We start from the raw sequence: 18,441 nt of genomic DNA, 5'->3' as shown, positions 1-18,441 counted from the left end.
ATCAATAACAGAAAAGTAAATGTATTTTAACGATGTTATGCTATTACTATTGGAGCTATAGTAGTGGGTGAAATAAAAGTTGCAAAGTAATCGTATCAAGGAGCTACTAAAAAAAAATAGGGGGAGATTAGATGAAGTTTTCAGTATTCACTGTAATGATGCCCGATTGTAATATAGAGAAGACGGTACAGCTACTTCGCGATAATCAATATGATGGAGTAGAGTGGAGATTGATTGATCCAGATCAATCCAAATCGGATGAAGCACCATCATTTTGGGGTAATAACTATTCTACTGTACCTGCTAGCGCAACGGTTGAACAACTGCAACATATTGGGGAATTAAGTAAGCAATATGGACTAGAGCAGCCTAATCTTGCCTCTTATATTAAAGTTGGAGATATAGCGGCTACGGAGCAGGCAATGAAGGCTGCTCAATTATTAGGTGCACCATCAATTCGTATTGGAGTACCGTCATATGATGGGACAATTTCATATAAGCAATGTCTTGCTGATAGCAGAAATTATATCGCGCAAGTACAGGAATTAGCTCAACAATATAAGGTGAAGGGTTCGATTGAAACGCATCATGGTAATATCGCTTGCAGTGCATCTGCTGCCGTACGTTTAGTTGAAGGCTTTGATCCTAACTGTGTCGGAATAATATACGATCCTGGTAATATGGTGCATGAAGGCTATGAAAATTATCAGATGGGACTCGAAATAATTGGTGATTACTTAACGCATGTTCATGTGAAAAATGCGACGTATAAGTCATTAACGTCAGAGGACCTTGAAGCAGCCAAGTGGCAAGTGGAATGGAGTGCGATTGATACTGGAGCTGTTCATTGGCCTCGTGTACTGAAGGCATTGAAGGCTATTGGCTATGATGGTTGGTTGAGCATGGAAGATTTCAGTGGCTCTCAATCGACGGAGGAGTTGCTGCAGCATAATATAGCATATATAAAGTCTTTACTTTAATTAAGGAAGTTCAAAACATCCGCTTGTGATCACGATGATTATGCTAACGTAGCATAGTCGGCATCGAATATGCCCCTCATCGAATAGGAAACTCAACGTGGACCTTCTTTTTCACTAGTCTAATGCATAAGAATAATTAGGCTAGTACAAAGGAGGTTCCAATGTGGCGAAATGGGGGAAAAGAGGAATTCTATGGCATGTCACTGAGTTTCTAGCTGCGATTAGTAATTCCTTACAAATAGGTGGGACTTCACAGCCGAAGGGCTGGAGAAGAAAAAACTCAATAGGTGAGTGGAATACTTCCGGGCAATCACCGAAAATGATGAGCTTTAAGCCAGTAAAGCAATCTGCGAAAATGACAGGCTTAAGAGCTCAACCCATCAAAATACATGCAACGAAGCCGAGAAAAAAATGGGGATTTAAAAAAATCACCATTGTATGTCTCGTTATTATTATGTTAATTACGATTCCTTCTTTTGTGTTTGTGGAACGTAATCTCAGAGGCCCACTTATGACAGTTGCCAAAATAAGAGTGAAGCAGCTCGCGACTCAAGCGATTAACAATGCGATAACAGAACAAGTAACTCAGCAAGCACAAACCGAGGAGCTTATTGATTGGAAGCTGGATAGCAACGGGAAAATATCGGGATTTATGCTCAATTATTCCGAGCATATGAAAATCACATCTGCTACGATTGAGACGGTTCAAGATGCTTTGTCAGAGCTTCAACATTTCCCTGAGCAAATTCCTATTGGTCATGCTTTAAATAGTGCTATTATTTCTAATTATGGACCTAAAATTCCTGTTACATTTGAACCAATGGGCGCTGTAAAGGTGGAATTAAATACAAGAGAGAAAAATGCCGCCATTAATATGGTGCTTGTTGAAGTATATATAAAGGTTATTACGGAAATTTCAATCATTATTCCATTCGATACAGATCCAGAATTAGTGGAAGCTGAAATTCCTATTTCATACTTGCTAGTTGTAGGCGATGTACCTATGTATTATTACGATAGTACTGGCAAGCCAGTTGGCGATACTGCGCCAGAAGCACCAAATATTTCAGTGCCGTTACAAAAAGGTGAAGGTATTTCAAGTGGGAGCATGGAACAACAGTCACCGCCCACATTAGATGAAAGTACTGTAGAGGTTCCGTAACACTTCAACTCGTATGGTATTCTAAAAAAGCGTAAGAAACTTGTGCCTAAGGGCGAAGTCTCTTACGCTCTTCATTTTCCCAGCGCTTTAAGCTCGGGTATGGATCAAATGCCCATTCAATGTAACCTCGATCAGTATAAATTCCATAATGTAAATGTGGCGGGAATTTGCCAGAAGTACCCGGTTTACCGTAGCCAGAGCTACCAACCCAGCCAATAACTTCACCTGGCGAGACGACTTGACCAATCGCTAAATCTTTCGAGAAACCTTGTAAATGCGCGTAGTAATGATAATGATTGTTAAGATCGCGAATACCAATGCGCCATCCACCATAGCGATTCCAACCTTTAATCTCTACGATGCCATAGCATGTACTTTTCACATTTACACCATATCCTGCAAATAAATCAGTACCTTCATGGATACGTTTTCCTCCCCAGCCTCGCCCTGCACCCCAAGTATCGCGGTAGGAATAGACAGAAGTCAGTGGTAACGGAAAAGCATGTTCGAATAGATCAAGCTTATTATATTGACTGTAAATTCGTTCGAATTGCTGGATTCGCTGAACAGCTCTACTATTTTCGTAATAATTCCACAAGCCAATCGACAACGCTTCATCTGAAGTTCCAGTTGCACTTACTGCATAAAGGACAGAATACAATAGATCAGAATCATTATTTATGGAGACGATATGATCACCATTGCCATCTTTGCCAATCCCATCAAACCATTGGATGGAGTTGGGATGCTGATCGCTCGAATCAGGATTCAGCGTACCGACCCATTGATGTTCCTCAATATATATGCCAACATCTTCTCCAAGTTTTGGCCTGGCTTTTGGACGTGCTTTGGATATTGTCCGTTCATATTGATCGATGGCTGCAATCCATTGCCATCTCATATTTGTGAGCAAGGACATACTTTCGTATAGCTGCATCCGCTCATCAAATAGTTCAGCTGCTGACTTCTTTTCTGGCTCTATTGCATAAGTGTGAAATGCCGGAATAGAAGCATAACTAAGCAGGAAGATGATTACAATAAAGGTTAATCTGCGAATTGTGAACAATGTGATCATCCTTTCAAGGATTGGTTGCTACATATTGTTCTCGAAAGTGCAGAAAAATATCCGAGTGCAAAGTAGTTGTATTGGAATTGGGTCTATTTATTTCAAAAAATATGATATAATAATGTCAATGTCGTCAACAGAAAAGTATTTGAAAGCAGGTACCCTTCAATGAAACAACGTGAAAAGCTTGAAAAGCCAGACTGGCTTCGCATTAAATTAACTACGGGTGGAAATTACTCAGAGATTAAAGATATGATGCGTACTAAGACGCTACATACCGTTTGTGAAGAAGCGCGTTGCCCTAATATATATGAATGTTGGACAAATCGTACGGCAACGTTTATGATTTTGGGAGATATTTGCACCCGTGCATGTCGTTTTTGCGCCGTTAATACAGGGATGCCAACTGAGCTCGATCTTGAAGAGCCAGAACGTGTAGCTGAAGCGGCTGAACAGATGGACTTGCGCCATTGTGTCGTTACATCTGTTGCTCGTGACGATCTTGCTGACGGTGGTGCTATGATTTTTGCAGAGACGATTCGTGCTCTACGTAAGAGATTACCATTCTGCCGTGTTGAGGTACTTATACCAGACTTCATGGGGAATTGGGATGCCCTGCAAGTTGTAATGGATGCAGGTCCTGATATATTAAATCACAATATTGAAACGGTTTCTCGTCTTTCTGATCGTGTGCGCGCGAAGGCGAAATATGAGCGTTCACTTGAACTACTGCGTCGTGCCAAAGAAATGAATCCTAAAATTCCTACTAAATCGAGCATTATGCTTGGTGTTGGGGAAGAGTGGGATGAAATATTGGAAGCGATGGACGATTTACGTGCAGTAGATTGTAATATATTGACACTAGGACAATATTTACAACCTACCCCAAAACATTTACAAATTGATCGTTACGTTCACCCCGATGAATTTGCAAAATTGAAGCAAGAAGGACTAAGTCGTGGATTCCGTCATGTTGAGTCTGGGCCACTAGTTCGTAGCTCTTATCATGCACATGAGCAAACTGATTCTGCACACGCTGCAATCGAAGCAGAAACACAAATAAAGACTATGACAGAATTAGCCGATCAGGTACAAACGCCATCATCAGGTGCGTGCTCTAGTATGCTGATCTAAAGCTAGAGAGAGGTGCTGCAATGGCTTTAATTCATATTACAGGAAAATCATATGAATTAATTATCGTAAATCGTAACGGATGGAATGTCGAAGCTTTTCGTAATCGATATAGTGAAGTATTAGAACGATATGATTATATCGTTGGAGATTGGGGCTATAATCAGCTTAGACTTAAAGGCTTTTTCCGAGACGGCCATCCAAAAGCAACAAAAGATTCTACGTTCTCCTACGCTACAGATTACATCAATGAATATTGTAATTTTGGTTGTGCATACTTTGTTTTAGAGAAAAAAATAGATGTATCAACTGAAAGAAATGACGAAGATATTTATATTGATGAATTAGAAATTGTACTAGATGAGCCTATTAGTACAGAAGAGAAATCGACAACAGAAACAGAGGGGAAACCTTCTAATCAAGAGCACAGAAAGAAATCAACCCAGAAATCGAATGACAATGGTGTTGAAAAATATTTTGAGAAGTCGAGTGACAAAAATAAGCAACGAAATAATAACCGACAAACTTCAAAAGTGCAAGTCGAAGATACTACAGGTGGAAAGACTGAAAGCAAGAAGGAAGGTCGTCCTGACGGTAAACAAAAACGTAAAGAGCATTACTACCGTAAAGGTAACCGTTCTCAAGACAAAAAAGTAAGAGCAAACAAATCGCAGTCGGAGCAGTTATCGACGGTAACCGAATAACGCAAAGAGCTGTAGTAATTAGTCAGGATTGTATGTCAATCTTACTAATTATTACAGCTCTTATTTGTTTCTCATGTAATGGAGTCAATTCCGATAAAAGCATTACGAACTCGATTCCAGAAAGGGAAGGGGCGGTAACGGGCAAATTGAACTTTTTGATCTGATACGCCGCATTTGATGGATACAACATCATCAAACATCGTACTGACATGATCAACACTTATTTGGACGCGTTGCTGCTTCATACTAATAATATCGCAATAATGATGCTTAGGTAATAATACAGAAGAACCTAATGTTCGATAAACGAGATTATTGATCGACGCAAGCTCGGTAATTTGTAACGTTTCAATAGAAGGATGGACAATGGTACCACCTAAGCTTTTGTTATATGCAGTACTACCGGAAGGGGTAGAAATTACAATTCCATCACCACGAAACATTTCAAATTGCTCACCATTAATGTTTACTTGTGCAACCATCGTATTATCTACACTTTTTAACGTGAATTCATTAAGTGCGGAATAATGATAGGTGCCGGACTTTGTTACAAGTTCAATATTGGCAATCGGATATTTTACAATAGTAGGTTCAATCGTACACATTTTCTCTAATAAAAGCTCTAATTCATCTGCTTTCCAATCCGCATAAAAACCAAGATGGCCAGTATGAACACCTACAAAAGAAATATGATCAATTTGTGAGATATATTTATGGAAGGCTTTCAATAAAGTACCATCTCCACCGATCGAGATGACAATATCGGGCTCTTGTTGATTTTGCTGAAAGCCTTTACTGTTGGCATGTTGTATGAATTGATTAGTTAGTTGTTTCGATAGTGTATCTCCACGATCAATAACAGCATATTTCAAAATGATAAACCCCTTTGCAAGTTCCTTATTCTCTATTGAGCATAGCGGAAATATGCAGTTTGTTCAAGCATGGATCAAACTGCCGGACCAAGCCAACCCCAAAGCATATAGAGAACTATAACTGAAAGTATAGCATGAATAAATCGTGCCAACAAAAAAGGCGCATAGCGGATAGAGGTATGACTAAGTAAACTGGCAACTTGAGCATGAACAGAAAATCCACCCCATGAAAGAATAGCGACGGCAATTGCAGCTTGATGCTGAAGCGATAAGCTGATTAGGCTTGCTTGCTGAGCACCAAGCGTAACTTCAAATAATCCAGGAACGATGGCTTCTGCCGCACTTTCAGAAATACCTAACCATTGAAAACATTGTTGCAGTGTAATAATAAGGAGATGCAGAATACGGCCTTCGGTAAGTAGGGCAAGTACAACGGAAAAGAATACGACAAGTCCTCCAACGACAATCATGAGCTTAATAGCAGATTGAATAGCTTGCTGCAAAATGACTGAGAAGGAGCGTCCATCCAAAAGGCGGGCTTGATGCATTGCTTGCAGCGCAGCATAGAGTTTAGATTGTTTATAATTGGAAATACTAGATAGTGAGGCTTTTGACTCTAAATGTTGTTGCTCTTGTTTTTCTGCCTTAGCATCGTGAAATCTCATTAACAACCCTATTAGAAATGCAGCACTATAATGAGAAGCTGCTAGAATGAGGGCAAGCTCGCTATTATGAAAAAAACCAATGGATACAGCACCAATCAGAAATATCGGGTCAGATGACGTTGTAAAAGCGACTAGACGCTCCCCTTCACGACGGTTTAATAAGCCCTGATCCCATAATTGAGCGGTTATACGAGCACCAACAGGATAACCAGAGATATAGCCTAATGTAATAACAAATCCACCGATACCAGGCAAACGAAATAGTGGACGCATAAATGGATCAAGAATTTTCCCGAAAAAGTGGACGAGTCCAAAGCCGATCATTAATTCGGAAAAAACAAAAAATGGGAATAAAGCAGGGAAGAGTACTTCCCACCAAATGGATACACCTCTCAGTGCGGAATCAAGCGTTGTTGCCGGAAAAACAATCATAAAAATAAGTATTATGGTAGCCAAATAGGCTGTAATCGATAGAGGATGAAGCATAGATTTGATCATGAGTTGTCATCCTAACCCTTTATATTTTGTTATTAGTTGATGTATATGACTAGACGTGTACAAGCATAACAAAAAAGAAATATAAATATTTAGAAAACGGTTACATTTTTGGGGTGATACTGCATACAATGTGATATAATGATAGTAAGAGAATAGTGAGATAATGGAGTGATAATTATGAGCATTCTTACAGGAATTCTTGTATGTTCCTTTGTGTATGTCATCAGAGAAGCAATATCCACACCAGCTAATTCGAAGGACTATGATTACAAGTAGTTGATTCATATACGTACCGCCAATATAATTGGCGGTTTTTTGCCTTATCTTCACGGGGAAGTTTTATCATAATATGCTATAATCGATGTAATTCAATAATGGAGTTGATGGAAATGGCCAATGAAAGTACATACAATTTGATGGGTGGCGCGGATACCATCCGCAATATTGTACAAGCATTTTATCCAAAGGTGTTAGCCCACCCGGACCTAAGTCCATTGTTCCCAACTGATATAAATCCCGTAATGGAGAAGCAATATATGTTTTTGACGCAGTTTTTTGGCGGACCTGACTTGTATACAACAGAGGTTGGGCATCCGATGATGCGTGCTAGACATTTACCATTCGAAATTAACGAGACAAGGGCACAGGCTTGGTTACAATGTATGAGAGAAGCATTGACTGAGGTTGATTTATCTGAGGAATTACAGGCATTTGTATTAGAACGATTATCTGGACCTGCATATCATTTTATTAACACACCGGAATAGTTAACGAAATGATTTCTCGTGCATTTAGAAATTACATCTAGACATAAACAAAAAGTTTTGGGAGGTAGAAGAATGGATCCATTGTATCTATCTAATGCGGATTGTCCATGTTGCGCTACAAACTTTGAAATTACTAGGGTAAGACCTAGCTTCAAAAACCCGAATCGTTCAGATTCAGATTTTTGTGGATATTACAGAAATGATATTAATCCAGATTTTTATGTTGTGCGCATATGCCCAGCCTGCGGATATTCATTTTCAGAAAATGGAGCTGCAAAATTATCTGATAAAGAGAAACAAATTTACTATGATGAAATTGGTAAACACTGGGTTTCAGAATATTTCCACGGTGAACGTACAATTGAGCAGGCGTTAACAGCATATAAGCGTGCATTAATGATTGCTCAACTTATGAAGGCGGAGAATCGGCTAGTTGCTGGTTTATTGCATCATATTGCTTGGCTATATCGTTATATGGAACAAGAGTCAGAAGAGCAAAGGTTTCTGAAATTTGCGCTAGACAAATATATTGTTGTATATGAGAACGAAGAAAACAGTGAGAAAAATGCCAAGTTATTATATATTATTGGTGAGTTGAACAAACGAACAGGAAACTTTAGCGAAGCAGTGAAATGGTTTTCACGCGTCGTAAACGATAAATCAATTATGGATGCTGGGATGATCAGAGCATGTCGTGAACAGTGGAAAGAAATCGGAGAAATATTAGCCGAACAGCGAGAGAAAAATTTATCTTAACGAAAAGCACAGACTAGGATTGTTATCCCCTAGTCTGTGCTTTTTGAACTTCAGATGCGATGTCGAATATGCTACGTCAGTATACTCATCGTTATCACAGACAATGCAACAAAACCCAGCAATCTGTACGGTACGAGTACACGAGCGGACAAATATTTAAGCCTGTTCTTAAAATGCAGGTTTAAAAAGTGGGCTTTCAGAACCGAGCAGGTGGAGCGTTACTTGAGAAAGGCGGAAGCGCAAGTGTACATTAATACGTACACGCGAACCGTACTTTCCAAGTTCGCTTCAGATGCGACGTCGAATATGCACCATTAGCATACACATCGTTATCAAAGCCCGCTTTTTAAACTACTTCTACTAGAGGAAGCTTCTTACTTTGCTGTCGGCTAATAAGTAATCATCATCAATATCGATGATTTGCAGCTTGGCATAGCAGCAAGGGAAAACAAGATGTTTTTTCTTACCGGACTTTATTTCACCGATTTCCCTCTGCTTTAACGGAAGCAATACTTGAGTGGCATCGCAAAAAGGACAATGATCTACATAGAAATCTTTCATAATACGTTCATAAGGCCAAGTATTTTCGAAAGGAATCATTAATCTAACTCCTTGGTAGTTTCTTGCTGTTGCTCAGCTTTTTGTTCTTCTTGCGCGAGTTGAGCAAGTTTCTGTAATACAATATGACGCGGCGTATGAACAAGTTGTGAAATGGGAATACCAAGTTGTTGAGCAAGCTTCATCGCCGTTTCAGCAGATAGCTGTTTGAGCATGGTGCTGCACCTCCAGTTTCGTTATACTTATGTTATACACTTACAGCTGTATAGATGGCAAATACAAGTTTTCAATGATAGGAGCAATCGGAATGAAATATATGTTGAAATGGGAATTGGATTCCATCTATGAAGGTGGATCACAATCAGCACAGTTGAAGCAGGAAATAGTGAATACAGACAATTTAATTAAGCAATTACATTTAGATTTAGCACATAGCCAAGCCGATCAAGTTGAACATATTATTAAGCAGACCGATATTGTACAGCAAATACTGTTAAATGTCCGTCAGATGGACTCCTTCGTATCTTGTTTAATGGCGCAGGATATGTTTGATAAGCAGGCGGTTATCCTATTAGATCGAGTGAAAAATTTAAATGCTGCGTTTACTGCAGTGCTCACGAAATTCGATAATAATTTGCGAAGCATAAATGATGAGCAATGGGAGAGATATTTATCACAGCCAGATTTGCAGCCACTCGCTTATAATTTGAATGAACGCAGGGAACTAGCCAAGCGGCAAATGGCGCCAGAGCTAGAAGCATTAGCAGCCGATCTAGCGATTGATGGCTATCATGCTTGGGGAGATTTCTATAATACAATTGTGTCACGGACGAATTTCAAGGTTGATGAAGAAACTTATCTATCCGCTGGGCAAATGGCGAATCGTCTATCTGAAGGAGATCGTACCATCCGCACAACGGCATTCGCTGAATGGGAAAAGGTATGGGGAGAGCAAGCTGATCTATGCGCAGACACGATCAATCATCTCGCAGGCTTTCGCTTGAAAATGTATAACAATCGTGGTTGGAAATCCTACCTGGAAGAACCTCTACAGATGAATCGTATGAGTGAAGCGACGCTGCAAGCGATGTGGGCTGCTGTGGAAAAGGGGAAGAAACAGCTTATTCCTTACTTTGAGCGCAAATCACAGCTGCTGTCTCTTGCAAAACTAGATTGGCATGATGTTGAAGCACCGTTAGCGTCAGCTACAGCAACAATGAGCTTTGACGACGCTGCAACATTCATTATTGAGCAGTTCGCTACGTTCAGCCCCGAGATGGCTCAATTTGCACAATACGCATTTGAACATCAGTGGATTGAGGCTGAAGATCGTCCTGGCAAACGTCCTGGAGGATTTTGTACCTCACTTCCAAAAAGCGGCGAAACAAGAATTTTCATGACATATTCCTGTAGTGCATCTAATGTATCGACGCTAGCTCATGAGCTAGGTCATGCTTACCATCAGCATGTGATGAATGATATGCCAGCATTAGCGCAAGAGTATGCCATGAATGTTGCAGAAACTGCCTCTACATTTGCAGAGCTAATCGTATCTGATCGAGCATTGAAGGCAGCGGAATCAGTAGAAGAGCAGTTGGCGCTAGTTGATGATAAGATCCAACGAGCGATAGCCTTCTATATGAATATTCATGCACGTTTTATTTTTGAAACGAGATTTTATGAAGAACGTGCACAAGGACCAGTTCCAACAACAAGAATGAATGAGCTGATGGTTGAAGCACAGCAACAAGCTTTCGATGGATTACTTGAGCAGTATCATCCTCATTTCTGGGTAGCCAAGCTGCACTTTTATTTGACAGATGTGCCGTTCTATAACTTCCCGTATACGTTCGGATATTTGTTTAGTGCAGGCATATATAAGCGTGCATTAGAGCAAGGAGAAGGCTTTGCAGAGCAATATGATGCATTGCTGCGAGATACGGGTCGTTTAACTGTTGAACAGTTAGCACAAAAACATCTACAAGTTGATCTAACGAAAACTGATTTTTGGGAAGAGGCAGCAGAGCTTGTAGCTGAAGATATTAACTTATTTTTGCAGCTAACCGACGTTAAAAAATAAGTGACAGTATGACAAAAATGTGGTTAAAGTAGTTAGTTTCACTATTTTGTGCTAACGTATAAGTAGAATATGTCGCTTCAAAAAGGCGTATGCTTTCGAAGTATTTTTTGTTACGCAGAAGAATCTCAAGATGTTGCCAAAAAATTTTAGAAGGGAGTTTTTACTATGGAAAAAACATTTGTTATGATTAAGCCTGATGGAGTTGCACGAGGTCTTATTGGTCGAATTGTTAATAGATTCGAGGAAAAAGGTTTCGTTATTGTACAAGCTCAGTTGCTATACTTATCTGCAGAGCAAGCAGGAGTTCACTATGCACATTTGAAATCTAAACCATTCTTTGGCGAGTTAGTTGATTATATTACTTCTGGTCCAGTGTTTGCGATGATTTTGGAAGGTCATGAGGCGGTACAAAATGCAAGAACTTTAATTGGTTTCACGAATCCAGTTGAGGCGCAAGCAGGTACGATTCGTGGTGACTACGCATTGATCGTAGACAGCAATGTTATTCATGGTTCAGACTCTGTTGAAAATGCTGAAATTGAAATCCAACGATTTTTTGGGTGAATTAGTTATCGGTAATTAAGCACTTTTCAAGGTTCACATATATTGCGCGTAGCTATGAAATACAGCGTCGTACCTCGCATATCCGAAAGGGTAAATGAGCTGCGGCGTTTTTTTTTATGACTAAATTTTGAGATGAAGGTTAACGTATTCAGAAGATAAATGCTATTATATATGCCAAATCTATACTATAATCTCATTTAGAGGGGGATGGACAATGTTAATATCATCGAAAAGAAATATTATAGTATTGTTAGTTATTAGTTTATTTATGGCTCTAATTACTTATTCGGGTGAAGCGGTGGCTGCTACAGAAACGCATCATTGGAAACATTACGTAGAGGCACAGAAACTCGTTAAAAGTGGAAAATATAAGGAAGCAATCGTACATCTAGTAGCTGCGAATAAGCAATCTAAGCAAGCGGGATATTTACGTCTATTAGCTGAAGCTTACGAAAAAGATGGACAATTTCAAAATGCTGCCAATACATATTATGAGGAAGCTGAGATTCATCGTAAATTAGGCGAAAAATCTGGTGATATGAACACCTATTTCGCAGTATTAGCAACAGCAGATGCACTTAATACGGAAATTGAAATATATATTCAAGACAATATTGCTGTTCAATCGAGCACGAAGCTTGCAAAGTTTGAACCGGAAAATGGGATGTACATTGGAGCGTTTGTTGAGAAGGATAGCGGTGTTGAAGATAAGAAGGGCTTGAAATTCCAAGAGTTCAATGAATTATCTGGCAAACAACATGCTGTATACTTTAATTATCATCGCTACGGTGCAGATTTCCCCTACATATGGGCTAGCCAAGTGAAAGCGGCTGGTGGAGCGATTCATCTAGCTGTGCAACCAGAATCAGGCTTGGCGGCGGTTAAAGATGATGAATCATTACGGAAATTCGCCCGTGCTGCCGAGGCGGCAGGAGTGCCAGTGTTTCTACGGTTCGCTTCTGAGATGAATGGAAGCTGGGTAACATGGAGTGGAAATCCCGAGCTTTATATTGAGAAATTCCGCCTAGTATCCAAGGTGATGAAGGAAGAAGCACCTAATGTGGCGATGGTATGGTCCCCGGCGGCCAATCCCAAACGTACGATTAATGATTATTATCCTGGCGATGATTATGTCGATTGGGTTGGACTAAGCATTTATAGTGTGAAATATTTTAACGGTAATGTAAGTACGCCTGCGGATCAAGTGAATCCGCTAGATTCCTTAGATTATGTGTATCAACAGTATGCTGATCGTAAACCAATTATGATTAGTGAATACGGTGCAACGCATTTCAGTAAAGCAGGAAACACAACGACAACAAATTTCGCAATTACGAAAATGAATATGTTATATCACGGAGCGAAGCTGAAATATCCTCGTCTGAAGGGGATTAACTGGTTCAGTCTTAATACGCTAACGGATTCTCATAGTGCGGATCGTAGCTTGAATAATTTCAGCTTAACAGAAAATAGCTCTGTATTAAGTGCATATAAACAAATGATTAAAGACCCGTATTATTTGAGTTCAGTGGTTGGATTAGATGCTGTTGCGACAACAACTCCGTTGAAGCAAAGCGTAACAGCAATAGAAGATCAAGCGCTAAGAGGTTCTGTAACAGGGATTGCATGGGTTAAAACTTACGATCCTTATATCGGTAAAGTCGTGTTTGCGATTGATGGTAAGCAGGTTGCCCAGCGTAAGCAATATCCATATACTTTCCCGATTGATACAGCTACTTTAACGAAAGGTAGTCATAAGCTACAAGTAACAGTGTATGATTCCAAGGGTCGTGAAGCTTCTAAGAAAACGGTAAGCTTTAAGGTAGGAAATGCCGTTGGAGATATTTCAGACGGTCAAGTGAAAATGTATTTGAATGAGAAATACGTGTATACAAACAAAGGTAAAACAGAGCTGACGGTTGCCCCGTTCGTGCGAGATAATCGTACGCTAGTACCGCTGCGTTTTATAAGTGGAGTACTTGGCGCTGATGTCGCTTGGAATAGTAAAGCGAAGTCTATTACAATCAAAGGTACATCAACCATTGTTCTAACTGAGGGTAGCACGAAGGCGCTGGTCAATGGTAAGGAGCTTAAACTAGACGTAGCTCCGATTAATATTCAAGGAACTACATTTATACCGCTTCGTTTTGTTAATGAAAATCTTGGTGGAGAGATTAACTTCGATAGCAAAGAGGGTAGTATATTAGTTTCTGCCAAAGCAAAATAAATTTTTCATAAATAAGTATGAAACTTATTGACAGTAAATGGAACGTTATGCTATATTGTGCTTAACTATTAGCGGAAGCACCGCATATGTAATGTCTTAGGACATTACATATGCGGTGCTTTTCGTTTTAAAGGGAGGAATATTAATGACGATTACCGTTGCTTGTATTACTGATGATATTGAATATGCAACAAGAATGGCTAGTTATATGAAAAGTAGTCCAATCTATCATAGTTGGCGGTTGCAATTGTTCACTTCATTATCCAAATTTCAACCGCGTGAAACTTATGGTCAACTGGACCTTATACTTGTTGATGAAGCTAATTATGATGAATTCACATTGAAATTTCCCCAATTAATAATGTTAAACAATGAACTACATGCGGTTCAGAACGTCCATACACAGCCTATCGTTGTACAGCTTGTATCGCAGCCATCTGATTTTCGAGAGCATCATAAACTAGTGAAATATCAACCGCTATCAACATTACTTCATATGTTATATACGATTATAGAAGGGCAACGACATATGATAGCTAAACCCGTCATTCCTCGAACGTCGGAGACGATCGTTATTGGTATTGGATCAAGTATTGCACAGTGTGGCAAAACTATATTTGCATTACATCTAGCTCATGCCATTGCTGCACGTAATGAGCGAGTATTTTATTTCAATCTAGAACTATGGAACACATCAGAGGGCTGGATGTCTGCAGAAGATCCGACTGCTTCGCAAGTAACCTATTCTGATTTCCTATATGCCGTAAAAAGTAATGCTGATGAAGCCCAGAGCTGGTTTGCTAAGCATCGACAGTATGACCAACGACTACAATGTGATCGTTTGAAGCCATTTGCTCATATTGAAGATCGACAGCAGCTAACGAAAGAAGATGCTTTATTAATGCTAGATATTATTCGCACCAGTGGTCATTACGACTATATTGTGCTTGATTTATCAGCTAATTACGATGAGTGGAATTTAACACTATTATCTGAATGCGATATTCATTACATGATGATGATGGCAAGTGAAGAATGGCTCAAGAAGCATCATATGTCCATCCAGTATGCACAGATGAAATGGAAGGAGCTAACGACGAAGCTTGAAAGTCATACGATTGTTATTTTGAATGAAAGCAGAGGAATGCGATCCATTCAAATGAGCGATTTACAGGTGCATTTCAAGCTCCCTCATATTGAGCAATGGGAGGAGCAATACGCATCATTGTTAAGCTCCTCGATCTATCGTGCTACAGTAGAGCATTGCGTTCATAAGTTTCTTAACAAAGGGTCGTATGCCTCATGATCGACGATAGTGCCATCTATCATATTCGCAATGAGCTAAGAGATAGTTACGCATTTTCACAAGCGTTATCAGATCAAGAGCTATATAAGCTTATTGAAGATGAAGTCATAAAGTATAGTAATCAACAAGTTATATCGACTACCGATAAATTATTGTTAGTTAAAGCGGTGTTTCATTCGTTTAGAGGGTTAGATATTTTACAGCCTTTATTAGATGATCGCAGTATTACTGAGATAATGATTAATAGTGAGCATGAAATATTTGTAGAACGTCATGGCAATGTGCAGCCTGCTGCTATCCAATTTGAAAATCGCGAACGGCTAGAAGATATCATTCAACAAATTGTTTCCTCAGTTAATAGAGTCGTGAATGAAGCATCGCCTATTGTAGATGCAAGATTAGCTAATGGCTCACGGGTTAATATCGTACTTCCACCGATTGCCCTGCGAGGTCCTTGTGTAACGATTAGAAAGTTTCCGGAGCAACCGTTAACGATGGATGGATTAATGCATATGGGTGCATTAAGTAAAGAAGCTGTAAAATGGTTGCGCTTTCTTGTGAAGGCCAAATATAATATTTTCATTGGCGGTGGCACAGGATCAGGGAAAACAACCTTTCTCAATGCACTAACGCAATTTATCCCATCCGATGAACGCATTATTACAATTGAAGATGCGGCCGAGCTGCAAATTACTAGCATTCCTAATCTCGTATCGTTGGAGACAAGAAATGCGAATACGGAAGGCAAAGGTGAAATTGCCATTCGTGATCTAATCAAAGCATCATTACGAATGCGCCCCAATCGGATTATTGTAGGCGAGGTTCGAGGTAAAGAGGCTTTGGATATGCTACAGGCAATGAATACGGGGCATGAAGGGTCAATGTCTACCGGCCACGCGAACAATGTGAAGGACATGCTGTCTCGGCTTGAAACGATGGTACTCAGTGCTCATGATCTACCACTTACGGTCGTTAGAAGTCAAATATGTTCAGCGATTGATATTATGATTCATCTAACAAGATTTCATGATCGGACGCGTGGGGTGCTTGAGATTAGTCAAATTATCGGAATGCATGAAGGTGAAATTGTAATTGAGAAGTTATTTCATCATGATATGTCGCAACATAATCTTTCAGAGCGATTAGTGCGTAGCCCGAATAACTTGTATCGCAAAGATAAGCTACTACTTGCGGGCTATCGTGAGGAGGAGTTGCAGGATGGAAGCAGTTCGTAAGAAGACATACTTACAGCATTATGATCAGTATGAGCTTAGTAGAAATGAAGTCATAACATGCATTATGATGTGGAGCATACTCATAGGTTTTGTTACATACAGCTTCTATCAATCTTTTATACTAAGTATTATGCTCATGCCATGTTCCCTCTATATGTTGAAATTTGAACGAGTTCGACTTATTGCCAAACGTAAAGTACGTATGAAGCTACAATTCAAAGATTTACTTCTTTCACTTCTCTCCTCATTAGCAGCAGGCCGTTCACTTGAAAATTGTTTTCAAGTTGCCCAAGCGGATATGTTGCTCCTATACCCGAATGCGCAAGATGAGCTAATGCTCGAAATAAACATTATTAATCATAAGTTAAGTAACGGAGAAATACTAGAAAAGTGCTTAATAGATTTGGCAGAACGGGCTAATATTGCAGAGTTTTCACAATTCGTCGAATCATTACAAACATGTAAGCGATCGGGTGGTGATCTGCTCACTGTTATGCGTAGAACTGCGAACATGCTTAGTGATCAAATAGAGATTGATAATGAAATCAGTGTATTAATTGCGCAAAAGAAACTTGAATCAAAAATGATGATGGCAGCACCTTTTATCTTTTTACAGTTTTTAAATACGACTGCTCAAGATTATATGCAAGCTTTATATAGTGGATTGGGCTATGTGCTATTGACGGTTGTATTGTGTTTACTCTTACTATGCTTTTGGTTCATGAACAAATTAACTCAAATTAAGTTGTAGGTGATGCTCGTGTTAATGGTTATCACTATTGTCTATACTCTTCTGTGGTTATATCTATTAGTAAAACCTAATCATTATAAGGCTACGAAACAGAAAAAGAAGGACAGTTCTTTGAATGATCATAAGCTTATTCTCGGACCTGGTTATGCATGCTATGAACTACTCCAACTTGAACGACGAGCATCGCAATTACTTCATCATCTACATACTCATTTATTGCAACTTAATAGACAGCAATGGAGCTTTGATCAAACGGTACATGCCTTTACTACTGTAATTGGACAAGCTTTATTGATACTGATGATTAGCTTCTGGATTGCTGTATTAAGTGAAGAGCAAGCAGTTATTATAATAGGTACGCTTACGGCAATCATTATTATCGTTAGATTGTTTCAAGAGAGCAAGAACAAGGTGAAGCAAAGAAAGCAAGCAATTTTGTTGGAGCTGCCATTAATGCTGACAAGGCTAACGTTATTAGTTGGTGCCGGTGAGACGGTACAGCAAGCATTTATGAAGTCAATCGTGGGCAAGGAACATAGTACAAGCCCTCTGCATATCGAATGGAAAAATACAGTTCATGAACTTCGTAATGGAGCTTCATTTTCCCAGAGTATTGAGAAATTGAATCGAAATTGTGCCGTTCAGCAAATAGCGGTGTTTACAACCATTCTATTATTGAATTACCGGAGAGGAGGTGAGCAATTCGTTACAGCGGTGCAAGATATATCTTTGTCACTATGGGAAACTAGAAAAAACATGGCTAGAGTGCGAGGGGAAGAAGCTTCGGCAAAGCTCATATTTCCATTAGTGGGAGTATTGCTACTATTGATGATTCTCATTGTGACGCCGGCAGTTTTATTTATGCAATTTATGTAATGTCATGAAGCTAATGAAAAGTTGTGGGAGGAATGATGATGAGTGTAAGGCGATTTACAAGAAATATGAAGCCACGTATTCGAGCATTTTGGCGAAATGAGGATGGTATTGGTACATTGGAGGTTCTACTTATTATAGCTGTTGTCGTTGTCATTTTTCTTCTATTCAAAGACTTTATTATGAGTTATGTCAACAAACTTATTACGAACTCAGGCTCGAAAATGGACGATGCATTGAAGTGAT

The 18,441-nt window shown here is 39.5% G+C and carries 19 protein-coding genes; 14 read left to right on the top strand and 5 right to left on the bottom strand.

Annotation, left to right across the window (positions count from 1 at the left end; all coding sequences use genetic code 11):
- Nucleotides 1-131 precede the first annotated feature (131 nt).
- Complete coding sequence (locus tag AC1TO5_RS05125) at nt 132-980, top strand: sugar phosphate isomerase/epimerase family protein (protein ID WP_482061689.1); 849 nt, start codon at nt 132-134, stop codon at nt 978-980.
- Between the two features lie 163 nt (nt 981-1,143).
- On the top strand, nt 1,144-2,142 hold the full coding sequence (gene yunB, locus AC1TO5_RS05120; protein WP_482061688.1) for a sporulation protein YunB: 999 nt from the start codon (nt 1,144-1,146) through the stop codon (nt 2,140-2,142).
- 46 nt (nt 2,143-2,188) lie between these two features.
- Here the strand turns inward: yunB and AC1TO5_RS05115 are convergent, their stop codons facing one another.
- Nucleotides 2,189-3,148: a M23 family metallopeptidase gene (locus tag AC1TO5_RS05115; RefSeq protein ID WP_482061826.1), complete on the bottom strand. Its 960-nt coding sequence runs from the start codon at nt 3,146-3,148 to the stop codon at nt 2,189-2,191.
- Nucleotides 3,149-3,376: 228 nt separating this feature from the next.
- Here AC1TO5_RS05115 and lipA point away from each other — a divergent pair, with 228 nt between their 5' ends.
- The gene (gene lipA, locus AC1TO5_RS05110; protein ID WP_482061687.1) at nt 3,377-4,342 is read left to right on the top strand and encodes a lipoyl synthase; all 966 of its coding nucleotides are present in this window, start codon (nt 3,377-3,379) and stop codon (nt 4,340-4,342) included.
- A 20-nt stretch (nt 4,343-4,362) separates the two neighbouring features.
- Nucleotides 4,363-5,043 (top strand): YutD family protein, encoded by a 681-nt coding sequence (locus AC1TO5_RS05105; RefSeq protein ID WP_482061686.1) that lies wholly within the window; start codon nt 4,363-4,365, stop codon nt 5,041-5,043.
- Between the two features lie 71 nt (nt 5,044-5,114).
- Here the strand turns inward: AC1TO5_RS05105 and AC1TO5_RS05100 are convergent, their stop codons facing one another.
- The gene (locus tag AC1TO5_RS05100; protein ID WP_482061685.1) at nt 5,115-5,915 is read right to left on the bottom strand and encodes an NAD kinase; all 801 of its coding nucleotides are present in this window, start codon (nt 5,913-5,915) and stop codon (nt 5,115-5,117) included.
- Between the two features lie 74 nt (nt 5,916-5,989).
- Nucleotides 5,990-7,078, bottom strand: coding sequence for a sporulation integral membrane protein YlbJ (ylbJ, locus tag AC1TO5_RS05095; RefSeq protein WP_482061684.1), 1,089 nt, complete (start codon nt 7,076-7,078; stop codon nt 5,990-5,992).
- Between the two features lie 383 nt (nt 7,079-7,461).
- On the opposite strand from ylbJ, the gene AC1TO5_RS05090 reads away from it, so the two are divergent.
- Complete coding sequence (locus AC1TO5_RS05090) at nt 7,462-7,845, top strand: globin domain-containing protein (RefSeq protein WP_482061683.1); 384 nt, start codon at nt 7,462-7,464, stop codon at nt 7,843-7,845.
- Between the two features lie 72 nt (nt 7,846-7,917).
- Entirely contained in the window at nt 7,918-8,601 is a 684-nt protein-coding gene (locus tag AC1TO5_RS05085; RefSeq protein ID WP_482061682.1) for a DUF2225 domain-containing protein, read from the top strand.
- Nucleotides 8,602-8,961: 360 nt separating this feature from the next.
- Here AC1TO5_RS05085 and AC1TO5_RS05080 read toward each other — a convergent pair whose 3' ends face one another.
- Both AC1TO5_RS05080 and AC1TO5_RS05075 read right to left on the bottom strand, forming a co-directional pair.
- A complete protein-coding gene (locus AC1TO5_RS05080; RefSeq protein WP_482061681.1) occupies nt 8,962-9,201 on the bottom strand; it encodes a hypothetical protein in 240 nt (79 codons plus the stop codon).
- A complete protein-coding gene (locus AC1TO5_RS05075; protein WP_482061680.1) occupies nt 9,201-9,374 on the bottom strand; it encodes a YycC family protein in 174 nt (57 codons plus the stop codon). Before AC1TO5_RS05075 ends, AC1TO5_RS05080 begins: the two co-directional genes overlap by 1 nt.
- Nucleotides 9,375-9,466: 92 nt before the next feature.
- Between AC1TO5_RS05075 and AC1TO5_RS05070 the strand changes: the two genes are divergently transcribed.
- The 8 genes from AC1TO5_RS05070 (at nt 9,467) to AC1TO5_RS05035 (ending at nt 18,440) form a co-directional block, all read left to right on the top strand.
- Nucleotides 9,467-11,239, top strand: coding sequence for a M3 family oligoendopeptidase (locus tag AC1TO5_RS05070; RefSeq protein WP_482061679.1), 1,773 nt, complete (start codon nt 9,467-9,469; stop codon nt 11,237-11,239).
- A 165-nt stretch (nt 11,240-11,404) separates the two neighbouring features.
- A complete protein-coding gene (gene ndk, locus AC1TO5_RS05065; protein WP_482061678.1) occupies nt 11,405-11,803 on the top strand; it encodes a nucleoside-diphosphate kinase in 399 nt (132 codons plus the stop codon).
- A 214-nt stretch (nt 11,804-12,017) separates the two neighbouring features.
- Complete coding sequence (locus AC1TO5_RS05060) at nt 12,018-14,030, top strand: stalk domain-containing protein (RefSeq protein WP_482061677.1); 2,013 nt, start codon at nt 12,018-12,020, stop codon at nt 14,028-14,030.
- Between the two features lie 145 nt (nt 14,031-14,175).
- Entirely contained in the window at nt 14,176-15,336 is a 1,161-nt protein-coding gene (locus AC1TO5_RS05055) for a P-loop NTPase family protein (RefSeq protein WP_482061676.1), read from the top strand.
- Nucleotides 15,333-16,571: a TadA family conjugal transfer-associated ATPase gene (locus tag AC1TO5_RS05050; RefSeq protein WP_482061675.1), complete on the top strand. Its 1,239-nt coding sequence runs from the start codon at nt 15,333-15,335 to the stop codon at nt 16,569-16,571. The genes AC1TO5_RS05055 and AC1TO5_RS05050 overlap by 4 nt, the downstream gene beginning before the upstream one ends.
- On the top strand, nt 16,555-17,322 hold the full coding sequence (locus AC1TO5_RS05045; protein WP_482061674.1) for a type II secretion system F family protein: 768 nt from the start codon (nt 16,555-16,557) through the stop codon (nt 17,320-17,322). The genes AC1TO5_RS05050 and AC1TO5_RS05045 overlap by 17 nt, the downstream gene beginning before the upstream one ends.
- A gap of 111 nt (nt 17,323-17,433) precedes the next feature.
- Nucleotides 17,434-18,198 carry a type II secretion system F family protein gene (locus AC1TO5_RS05040; RefSeq protein ID WP_482061673.1) on the top strand — a complete coding sequence of 255 codons (765 nt, stop codon included), beginning with the start codon at nt 17,434-17,436 and terminating at the stop codon, nt 18,196-18,198.
- Nucleotides 18,199-18,230: 32 nt separating this feature from the next.
- A complete protein-coding gene (locus AC1TO5_RS05035; RefSeq protein ID WP_482061672.1) occupies nt 18,231-18,440 on the top strand; it encodes a Flp1 family type IVb pilin in 210 nt (69 codons plus the stop codon).
- Nucleotide 18,441 lies beyond the last annotated feature (1 nt).

The organism is Paenibacillus sp. Y930 (assembly GCF_056786375.1).
Note: the sequence above shows the minus strand (reverse complement) of the source record. Positions and strands in the feature narration are given on the sequence as shown.